The organism is Deltaproteobacteria bacterium (assembly GCA_018668695.1).
Classification (GTDB): Bacteria; Myxococcota; XYA12-FULL-58-9; order XYA12-FULL-58-9; family JABJBS01; genus JABJBS01.
Genome location: JABJBS010000314.1, coordinates 1 through 9,902 on the forward strand (window position 1 = coordinate 1; position 9,902 = coordinate 9,902).

Here is a 9,902-nt window from a genome sequence, read left to right on the forward strand (position 1 = left end):
CCCCATGAGCAATACATTCGGGACCAGAAAATCGATAGCCTCTACGAAGGCACCACCGCTATTCAAGGTCTTGATTTGATTTTCCGAAAAATTATGCGAGACCAGGGCTCAACCCTCCAAAGCATTATCCGCAGGGTACAAACGACCCTTGCTCACGAAGAAGGCGGAGATGAGCTTTTACCAGAAAGAGCAGCGCTCGCGCGTAGTCTTCAATACTTTGGCGGTATCCTGGAAATCATGATGGGTAAGGCGGGCGAGTCGCTTTATTACGTAGGATTGCACAGCACGAGAATTCTCTTTTCTCTTAGTGAGTTACTCATCGGCTGGCTTCTGATTCGCCAGGCAGCCGTCGCACTCGACCAATTAGAAAATGCTTCTGGCAACGACATCTTTTTCTACCAGGGTAAAGTCGCAAGCGCTCGTTACTTTTGTGCGGAGGAATTGCCACGCATTGGACTGGCACACAAAATCATTAAGGACAGCAGCCTTTCCTTGATGGAGCTTCCTGAAGAAGCCTTTTAACCCAATCCAGTTTTTCTTTATTTGCCGTTACCGATTTTGAACTGCCTGGGGGACTGATGATGCACGATAAAGCAACTTACAGAAAATCCGTTATTCTCATGTGCGCAGGATTGTTCCTGGGCTTTGGCTGCCAGCCCGACCAGCTACGCAGCTCTACCCTATGCGGTAATGGTGTTATTGAATCAGGAGAAGAATGTGACGAGGGTATCGAAAACTCAAATACTGATTGGTGTACTCCAGGGTGCCAGTTAGCACGATGTGGAGATGGGCTACTTGGCCCTGGCGAACTCTGCGATGAAGGCGCCCTGAATTCCGATATTCACCCAGATAGATGCCGTGAGAGTTGTAGCCCCGCTTCCTGCGGCGATGGGGTCATCGATAGCCAGGAAATTTGTGATGATGCAAACGGCGATGACACAGATGGGTGCACAGTCCTTTGCCGGGAACCAGTGTGTGGTGATGAACTTCTTGAGGGCGCAGAAGAATGCGACGATGGTAATACTATCTTTGAGGATTGTGTCTACGGCTTAGAGACCTGTGAGGTCTGCGGTCCCGACTGCATTCTTGTCGAAAGCGTCGGCCAATACTGCGGGGACGGCAATGTGGATGAACTCTTTGGAGAAGCATGTGACGACGGCAACACCGTTCAGTTCGATGGGTGCTCCAGCACATGCGCAATTGTTCCAGATTACCCGGGTTGCACCTGGGCCAATGGTACAGCGACAGTCTGCTTTGAGACCCCTGGCGAATACAGTCTTATGGTTCCAGACTCACTAACCAGCTTAAGCGTTCATATGTGGGGTGGTGGTGGTCACGGTGGTAATCAAATTGGAGCAAGCGGTGGTGGTGGCGCATACGCATCTGCAAGAATTACTGTGACTCCAAATGAAACCCTCACCTTCCTTGTCGCTGAGGGAGGCCAGGATGCCGGGAACGGCGGAGGAGCCACCTTTGTATTGAGAGACGAGGTGCCTCTGCTCATTGCCGGTGGCGGTGGTGGCGGCGGAAGCGATGGTTGTGGAGGATGCAAGGCGGGAGGGGCTGGGGGAGCCGGGGGCAGTTTCACTGGACAAACCGGGCAAGATCTCCTTGAGGGGTTCAACCCCTACTGCACAGCCGCTACAGGTGGAGGAGGCGGTTCGGACAGCACTGGCGGTACCGGAGGGACAACAACCGGTACTGCTGCCTATCCGTGTAATGGTGGAAACGGTGGACTCTATTCGGGGGGTTCAAGCAGGGGCACCTGGGGAAACTGCATAGCGGATGCGGGACCAATAAACTGGCAACAAGGCGGCGGACAAGGCAATGGCGGCGGCGGAGCGGGCGGAGCGGGCTACTACGGCGGCGGCGGCGCCGGCATGATCTGGACCTACTGTGCAGGTGGCGGCGGCGGCGGCTCATCTTTCTCAAGCCCCGACAATCTAGACTCAATACTGCTGGATGGAGACTGGGAAGAGGAAGGCAATCCATCCGAGAGCAACGGCTTGGGTCGAGGCGGTGAACAAAATTCCGCAGGTAGAGCTGGAGCTCTATTCATCCACTTCGAATCTTGACCCACATGGAATCTTGAACTTCCCGACCACGCAGCCGCCCAAGCGTAGCTCTTGTGAGTGTCGGCACTTTTAATCTACCAAAGGAGATCTCGATGATATTTCGACTGTTTTTATTTATCTTAGGAATGTTTGCAACTGGCTGTGGTGACACGGTCTCCAATAATTCGGAGACATCGACTGAGAATGAAATGGATGCAACTTCGACAACCGACGGTATACCCACAAACGATGAATTCAGCATTTCTTGCTCCATCCCTGCTGAGTACAGTCCAAGTGTCACTCAGCAAACCGCCAGCGGGAATGGCTTTCCAGAAGACCCGGTCGACCTCGAGGTTCGTGCAAATATCGGCGAATTTTCCACCCTCTGGTTTACCACTTTCAATGCCGAATCGGTGCCTCTGGGTAAACACGAAATGACCGGGCAATGGCTCGATGCGAACTGTGTCTTTTGTTTGTTCGTCAACTACTTCGATCCTAAAATAGGACAAGAAGAGCTATGGTTTCCCATCTCAGGAGAGTTTGAAATCGTCAGCGTAGAAGAAAATCTCGTCCTCGAAGCCACCAATATCGTGTTTCAGCAGGTAGCCTTCGATGGTGAAACACTGAACATGGAGCCCACACCAGGTGATTGCCAATCTCTCTTTGCATCGTTCACAATCAACACCCCTACGCAGGTGGGGTATTAAATCTCCCGGGCCTCACACTCCCGGTAAGCCAAGCGAGAGTATGACTTATGAGGCATCTGATATACCTACAGGTTCAAAGGAAAACTCATGATTCAATTTAATTCGGTGTGGCCAGTGGTAGCTCAGATTGTGTTCATGGCCATGTGGCTTCACGCGTGCGGGCAAAGTGGTAGCGGCAACCGGGCTGATGGGAACGAGTCAGGCGAAAACGACGCGCCCGCTGGTGAAACGGTGGATACCGCAGAACTCTGCAGCGAGTGTGATGAAAATCAAAGCTGCATTGATAATATTTGCGTGTGCGATGAAGGCTTCACTAACTGCGACGGTAGCTTCGAGAACGGCTGCGAAACGGTTGGTGAGTGTGCTTGCCCACCAGGAGAGCAGCGCTCTTGTTACTACGGACCGCTCGGCACCGAGTCGGTTGGTGTTTGTACGAGCGGGATCGAGACCTGTAACGGTTTTAATTGGGGTAGTTGCGAGGGGCTCGTGATACCTGCCTTTGAGTCCTGCCAACCAGACGGTCTCGACAATGATTGCGATGGAAATATCGACGAGGACGATGATGCCGATATTGACGGAGATGGGTTCAGCATTTGCGATGGCGATTGCTGCGACAACCTAAATCAGAACTGCGCCGGCACCCCCTCCCTGGTAAACCCGGGAGCCTTCGACTTTATCGGTAACCTGGTTGATGACGACTGCGATGGAACCGTGGACAACCCACTGCCGACCGATTGCTCCCTAGGGCCGCTGACTTCACAAGTTCAAGCAAGCAACCTTGTCCAGGCTATGGAACTCTGCCAATTTACGAACAGTCACACCCGAGTTTGGGGTGTATTAAGTGCTCAATTAACCGATTCACTGGGAACCGGGTTGCCTCAGTCGTTCCAGACAGGAGTTTTGGCAGGCCTTGGTCTCGGCACTGTTGCGCCAAAAAAAAATACAACGCTCGCGGTCATGTCGTCAGGCGATGCCCGCGGCGTGGGTGACCCCGGCTACACAAGCAGTAACAGTGATGGAGATTGGGAGTTGGACGCGGGTCCAGACGAGTATTTAATTGCCCACGGCCAACAATTGCAGACATCGGAATCGTGTCCTTTTTCGAACGCTAATCTTTTCAACACGGTGAGATTACGGATTGAGGTACGGGTGCCAACCAATGCCCAGGGATTTCGGTTCCAGTTCCGTTTCTTTACCCATGAATTCCCTACTTTTCTTTGCACCCCGTTCAACGATTTTTTCCTAGCCCTATTAACGAGCGAACATCCCGATATCCCCGACGACAAAAATATATCCTTCGATGCCGCGGGAAACCCGGTATCTATCAACAATGCCTTCTTCACAACTTGCGATGCCTTGGCATGCTACGGCGAACATTATTCCGACCAACTCGCTTTCGCACCGGACGCCGATAACGATGGCTGCGTGGACTCTCTCTCATGTAATACCCAAACTCAGGAATGTGAAACCGGCTTGGGCGCATGCCCAGATGGATCGGCCGATCTTCTGGCCTTTAGCGCTAGCCCGGAGAACGTCGGTGCGACCAGCTGGCTGACCACGACGGCACCCGTAGTACCGGGAGAAGTCATAACGCTCGAATTCCACATTTGGGACACTGGAGATTCATCCTTCGATTCCCTGGTGATTTTGGATGATTTTGATTGGTTAATTGAGCCCACTGAGGTTGTAACGAAACTCTAGTCTTAAAAGTAGCAGCACATCTATCCCCCAGAGAAGTGACAAAGTTGGCTGCCCGAGGCTGACCATTTTTCACGACGGAACTCGTTAAATTCTCGAGAGATAAATGCGCCCCGTCATCATGACCCAAAATAAGATCAGGCAGTTAATAATCGATCCCCAATGGCCCCACATCCAACAACGCCACATTACACATATTGACACTTTTAACATAATGCGGTAATCACGAAGAGCTGAGGAACATGTGTCCAAGGCACTGGGGCAATACTCAATTGAATAATATTAAGTGATGTAGATAACTCAAGTGGAGTTAAAACCTCCGGCTGAATCCCTTTAGCGGTTGGGATAGGTGGCTTGAGCATACCTGGAGCGCCGCTTCCTTGGGTAGCATGGCCCTGCACTCGGTCGGTTTGCGCGATTTCGAGGAAGTCCTTGAGTTCGCTCAAAGAGTAAGCCTGAACATAACTGAACACCTTCCCGGGGGGGGAACAATGCAAGAAACTGACACGTGGAGCGAGAAAATATGTGATGACGAGCAACTCATGATCGACGACGTGGTTATCGAGAAAATGTCCGATATTACAGCTAGAAGAAATCGTGTCGAAACGCTCATCGTGTCTTCTGAAAACCAAAAAACGACGGTTAACCCACAAATTTATAAGCGCGTGAGCAGAGACTACATGGCTCGACTGACTGCGATCAATAAAGAGCTTAATCCTGTTTCAAAAAAAGTTGAATCCCAGCTTCATGATATCAAGCGATTTGAAACAATAATTGGAAAATGTCTGAACTCCATTGAGGATGACCTTCAAGAACAGAAATTCCGATGTGACATCGGAGAATTTGACCAACCCGAGCACACACAACAGATCAAACACTTGTCGGAGTTACGTGACGTGCTCAATCGTCAAGCAAAGCTCGCGCAGTCAACCCTTGCGACTTGTAGCCAACACCTCGGTGCCTGGCCTGCCGATGAGAATATGGAAGATAAGAAACTTCGAAGGTCGGATCTGGTGCCAAAAGATCCGAGCCTAGACTGCACGAACCGGGATCAGCCGATGCCAGTCCTTGCTCCAAATGACTCGAAAAATCCGGAATCTAAATTAGCCGGTTCAACCGGGGATGAGCACCTCGTTCCCACATCCGGGGCTTTCTTGAAACTATCGGGGTTTAATGCCGTTCCCAAGGCCTATGAGATTGGTAAGAGGAACCTGACGATTGGCAAAAGTTCAAGCAACGACATAATCATACGAAGAGCCGGTATCTCTCGTAAGCATGCGCAAGTCACCTTCAAAGACGATGGCAACTATACAATCGAAGACCTATCCGGAAACGGCTTTAAGCTAAACGGAACCCCAACAAACCATGCGACCATCGTCCATGGCGACGTCGTTTCGCTGGCGAACGTGGACTTGGAGCTGGTGGTCAATTGAGATGATTCCAATACCCCCCCCGTGCTACCGGAGATATCGCCTGACTTAGTTCAGGTGATATCTCCGAGTAAAGGACTTCCCATCTTCCAGTCCCAGATCAAAAGTGGCCTGGATTTTGTCGGGCGAAGTGCAATCCCATTTTGCTACGGGTATCTGTCTTGAAGGCTGCACATAGGTTCGGCCCGATTTCCGAGGAATTTTGCCATCAGGGTATCTTTGGGAAAGTAATATTAATGTCTCTCCCAAAGACTCATCCACCGTTTCGACGGGAATATTATCAACAAACCCACCATCCAAAGCGGGACTGCCATCAATTGTCGCCAAAGGCGTAATCGGTGGCGTACTCGAGGATGCCATAATCAGGGAAACCAATTCGCCCACTTCGTTGCAACTTCGTGCATTTCGAATAGCCGGCTTGAATCCAACCCTTCGTAGAGCGTGAGCGTGCAGCGAGGGTGAAATCCTGCCTTTGAGACAGTAAATTGTATAACCAGCCACTAATCCATATTTTCGGCCAACATCTCCTGATAATTTTGTGACCAATACACGCAGTTCAGGGCCCTTGCGCAATCGCTCCAAATTCTCACCACCCAAACCGGTCGCCAGGGCATCGCGATATATTGTTTCATGTGGGAATGGATTTTTACGTCGAAGAGCGTCTCCCAGATAAAAATTACGCGGATTCCTTCCAACGCCTTCTTTGAAGGTTTCAAGGCCCCCCTGGACGTTATTCGCACTGATCAAGCACGCCATCGCGGCCCCCGCACTCACTGCACCCATCATCATGGGCTTTATGTTCATGTAAGCAGTTGCTCCTTGCCAAAACCCTGCCTGCCAAAAACATCGCGAACCGCCGCCAGCGAAAACTACGTTCTTAAACTCGGGACTTCTCTGTTTTCTCATCTTCATAACCAATCTAGGGTCACCGACTCGAACGAGACAAGGCAATCGTTGGCAGGTCTGGCGATCTCTTGAGTTACACATTTAGTCAAATGCTGTCAACATGAGTAACATGTGATTTGGTCAACAGTCAGCCCGATCTCATTAGAAATGAGCTAGTGCCATCGACTTTTTGGACATGTGAAAACTCATCTAGCATTCTATACTGGCTGACCCTAAGAGAGCGATTCTTCCGTATGTAAAGCTTGCCTCTTCCACGGCGGACACTGGACACCATTGCCTAACTACGATAGCGCTAGCGCATGACTATACGTGCTGGAAACAAGTATCGGCGTCCTGGCGCTGCCTTCTGGCCCACCTCACGACAACTAGTAGTCGGATTCATGTCGACAATCGGCGGGCAACTCACACCCGCAAGCACGCTGCTTACCGCGAGCCGTCTCTTTGGTTTTTCAGACAACCAGACACGCGTCGCACTAAGTCGCCTGGTCAATAAAGGCACATGCGAGCGGGTGGGAAATACAGGCTATCGACTTGCAAACCAGTCCCACCCAATTCAACAACTGGCGCTTTCATGGCGTGAGATTCCAACTCTAACCCGGCCCTGGTCGCTTAATTGGATCGGAGTTTTAACGGCGGAATTTCCTCGATCAAACCGAAAAGACGCCCGGCGCCGAGAGCGAGCACTTGAGTATCTCGGGTACAAAACATTCAAGACAGGGCTAGCGATTCGACCGGCAAATCTCAAGCAGGATATTGAAGAGGCGCGACAACAACTCGTGTCCTTTGGACTGGAAGCTGAGGCCTCCGTTTTTGAAATATCGAGCCTCCGTGCACATGACCACAAATATGCATTGAGTCTATGGAACTCAGTATCGATTGATAAACATTATCGGTACCTGGCTAAGGAAGTTGAAAAAAGTTTTCAACGCCTAAAGCAACTTGATTGCAAGGAGGCCTTAATCGAAAACCATGTACTCGGTGGGCTTGTTATACACCATCTCCTTCTGGATCCCCTTCTTCCAACTGAAATGTGCGACTCCAAATTGCGAAATGGTGTCGTCAAACTACTGGATAAGTACGAACGGCATGGTCGTAAGCGCTGGGTTCAATATCTTGTTTCAGTTGGCGCACCCAACCCCTTTTCCGGAAACCAGTGAAAACAGATTAAGCAGGAATATGTGCAACTTCAGGGATACAAGTAAGGCTTGGCCATTTCTGCGTTCTTTTCACCCGGCCTTCATCTACCCCATGTTCAAAAATTCCTTGAAGCCTCCTTTCAAGTTTATCGTTATGGAGAGCTGGCTCCGCGCTATAACGGCTGTCACCTGGCGGGCAATATTGGATATGGCTTTTGGCTTCCCGGATAGTATGAGAGGGAAGTGATAGGAGGTGAACACAAAGACGTAAAGGCGCACTTAGTAGAGTCCTTAGCGCCTTGAGAGGAGTCGTCTGTTGTTTTGTTTTACACGAAAGAGAGCGCAGGGTCGCATTATTTTTGGGTATCCAGATTACGGTCCAAGCAGGAAGAACAAGCGCACCCCCCCCAGAGAAATCATGGAGTTATAAAACAGGATTGAGCAAATGGTGCCGCAGCGGGATGTGGCGTGTGTCATATTAATACAGGTGGGACTTTAAAGAAGTGACCTGTTTTACGACATTGTCTAACAAGTTTATTGAGGAAGTCATTGATGGTTCGAGGGGATAACTTTTCCTTTGGCATCGTCAAGCAGCTTTGGCAAGTTGTGCTCGGCGTAGGCCTATTTGGTTTGGGGTATATAACCTCAGAGTTTCTCGAAGGTATGCATCCCTACGAAGTGGTCCTCTCCAAGTTTCGTCTCTTGATGATGATGGGCGGTCCTATTGTCTGCCTTCGGGAACCACACTGGCGTACGAAGATGAAGAGCTTAAGAAAGAGGGCGACTTGTACAGTGTTTATGTGCGCATACTTGGTGCAAGTTTGTGAAGAGGTCGGGATACGGCTGGAGCTGGTCTGAGCCTGGGCAAATTCATGCGAAGGTTTTTCCGATATTCTGTCGATAGCCGCGTTTTGTATTATCAATTCAGATTGGTTTTGCTCCCCGGGGACAATCTCCCCGGACATTGTGGGTATGCGCGAATGTTCATCCACGATGAATCATCTACTCTTTGTCCCGTCCTTTCTGTGGGAGGGAAGTTTAGAAACACTCGATCTTGATTCCAAAAGAGCAGCTTGGTTGTTGGCGGTGCCCATTTCTGAGGCCGAGTATCGGTTTGCTGAACACAAAGGAGTGGAAAAACTCGAGGACGTATTTGAGAAAAATAAAATTGATATTTACAGTATCAATGGGCCGTCCGTCGTTTAGAGCAGGCCTCCTTTTCAAGGTGCTCTCCTAAGAGTGCCGCCGCAAAACGACCACCCAATTAGAAGAGGCCAACCGAAACCTGCTAACCTTCCAGGTTGAAGCACTCTGGGACGGACTCATAGAAGACGGTTTGGTGGGCGGCAATGCATCTATTTCAGTGAACGATGATGAAGAGGCCTGCGATTCAGAGTATTTCGCGGCAATCACTGTTGTCTTAATGCGCTCCGTGGCTAGGAGGAGAGCTCAACAACCCGGGCAGTTTAGATTTGAAACTCTTTTTGCAGCTCTTGAAGTGTGCATATACACATTCCTGCTTAATCATTTTTCTAACAATGAAAAATCGCCGCGTTGTGCGAATGTGGATTATTTTAGTCTACACGCAAACACGCGGGTTGGTGCAGGTGAGCGCAAGCGATTGGAAAAGCTTTGCCGCTATGTGGCCCGGCCCCCGATTTCCAATGAGCTACTTGAAGAGCTTTCAGATGGAAGGATTGCTTATAAGCTAAAGCGCCCCTGGCAGGATGGGACAGCGGCAGTTGTTTTTGAACCGGCCGAGTTATTGGAACGGATGGCGGCTTTGGTCCCTCCGCCTCGTGTTCACCAGGTGCGCTATCATGGGGTATTGGCATCGGCGTCGTCGCTGCGTTCGTTTGTGGTTGTTTCTGGAAAAAGCCGGGTAGAGAATTCCCAGAATGAATGTTGGTCTGAGCTCATGAAGCGGGCCTTTGAGCTTGATGTTTTAGAGTGTCCGCGATGCCTCGGGAC

Annotated in this window: 11 protein-coding genes; 9 read left to right on the forward strand and 2 right to left on the reverse strand. The window is 50.4% G+C overall.

What is annotated here, in order from left to right; all coding sequences use genetic code 11:
• From HOK28_17345 to HOK28_17360, 4 genes are all read left to right on the forward strand, one after another.
• On the forward strand, positions 1 to 522 hold a 522-nt coding region (locus tag HOK28_17345), incomplete at its 5' end, for an acyl-CoA dehydrogenase (protein ID MBT6434866.1).
• A gap of 56 nt (positions 523 to 578) precedes the next feature.
• Positions 579 to 2,075: a hypothetical protein gene (locus HOK28_17350; GenBank protein ID MBT6434867.1), complete on the forward strand. Its 1,497-nt coding sequence runs from the start codon at positions 579 to 581 to the stop codon at positions 2,073 to 2,075.
• A 92-nt stretch (positions 2,076 to 2,167) separates the two neighbouring features.
• Complete coding sequence (locus HOK28_17355) at positions 2,168 to 2,761, forward strand: hypothetical protein (GenBank protein MBT6434868.1); 594 nt, start codon at positions 2,168 to 2,170, stop codon at positions 2,759 to 2,761.
• Positions 2,762 to 2,848: 87 nt separating this feature from the next.
• Positions 2,849 to 4,462, forward strand: coding sequence for a hypothetical protein (locus HOK28_17360; protein ID MBT6434869.1), 1,614 nt, complete (start codon positions 2,849 to 2,851; stop codon positions 4,460 to 4,462).
• 203 nt (positions 4,463 to 4,665) lie between these two features.
• On the opposite strand, the gene HOK28_17365 is transcribed toward HOK28_17360, so the two are convergent.
• Positions 4,666 to 4,905: a hypothetical protein gene (locus HOK28_17365; GenBank protein ID MBT6434870.1), complete on the reverse strand. Its 240-nt coding sequence runs from the start codon at positions 4,903 to 4,905 to the stop codon at positions 4,666 to 4,668.
• Between the two features lie 45 nt (positions 4,906 to 4,950).
• Here HOK28_17365 and HOK28_17370 point away from each other — a divergent pair, with 45 nt between their 5' ends.
• A complete protein-coding gene (locus HOK28_17370) occupies positions 4,951 to 5,892 on the forward strand; it encodes an FHA domain-containing protein (protein ID MBT6434871.1) in 942 nt (313 codons plus the stop codon).
• A gap of 45 nt (positions 5,893 to 5,937) precedes the next feature.
• Here the strand turns inward: HOK28_17370 and HOK28_17375 are convergent, their stop codons facing one another.
• Positions 5,938 to 6,795 (reverse strand): patatin-like phospholipase family protein, encoded by an 858-nt coding sequence (locus tag HOK28_17375; GenBank protein ID MBT6434872.1) that lies wholly within the window; start codon positions 6,793 to 6,795, stop codon positions 5,938 to 5,940.
• A 380-nt stretch (positions 6,796 to 7,175) separates the two neighbouring features.
• Between HOK28_17375 and HOK28_17380 the strand changes: the two genes are divergently transcribed.
• From HOK28_17380 to HOK28_17395, 4 genes are all read left to right on the forward strand, one after another.
• Entirely contained in the window at positions 7,176 to 7,952 is a 777-nt protein-coding gene (locus tag HOK28_17380) for a hypothetical protein (GenBank protein ID MBT6434873.1), read from the forward strand.
• 531 nt (positions 7,953 to 8,483) lie between these two features.
• Positions 8,484 to 8,789, forward strand: coding sequence for a hypothetical protein (locus HOK28_17385; GenBank protein MBT6434874.1), 306 nt, complete (start codon positions 8,484 to 8,486; stop codon positions 8,787 to 8,789).
• Between the two features lie 33 nt (positions 8,790 to 8,822).
• Positions 8,823 to 9,137 (forward strand): suppressor of fused domain protein, encoded by a 315-nt coding sequence (locus HOK28_17390; GenBank protein ID MBT6434875.1) that lies wholly within the window; start codon positions 8,823 to 8,825, stop codon positions 9,135 to 9,137.
• A 133-nt stretch (positions 9,138 to 9,270) separates the two neighbouring features.
• A partial coding sequence (locus tag HOK28_17395; protein MBT6434876.1) for a hypothetical protein occupies positions 9,271 to 9,902 on the forward strand: 632 nt, incomplete at its 3' end.

Excerpts from the sequence above, each read along its gene's own strand:
- HOK28_17385 (MBT6434874.1), top strand. The coding sequence starts at position 8,484 with ATGGTTCGAGGGGATAACTTTTCCTTTGGCATCGTCAAGCAGCTTTGG.
- HOK28_17350 (MBT6434867.1), top strand. The coding sequence starts at position 579 with ATGATGCACGATAAAGCAACTTACAGAAAATCCGTTATTCTCATGTGC.
- HOK28_17370 (MBT6434871.1), top strand. The coding sequence starts at position 4,951 with ATGCAAGAAACTGACACGTGGAGCGAGAAAATATGTGATGACGAGCAA.
- HOK28_17360 (MBT6434869.1), top strand. The coding sequence starts at position 2,849 with ATGATTCAATTTAATTCGGTGTGGCCAGTGGTAGCTCAGATTGTGTTC.
- HOK28_17380 (MBT6434873.1), top strand. The coding sequence starts at position 7,176 with ATGTCGACAATCGGCGGGCAACTCACACCCGCAAGCACGCTGCTTACC.
- HOK28_17375 (MBT6434872.1), bottom strand. The coding sequence starts at position 6,795 with ATGAGAAAACAGAGAAGTCCCGAGTTTAAGAACGTAGTTTTCGCTGGC.
- HOK28_17355 (MBT6434868.1), top strand. The coding sequence starts at position 2,168 with ATGATATTTCGACTGTTTTTATTTATCTTAGGAATGTTTGCAACTGGC.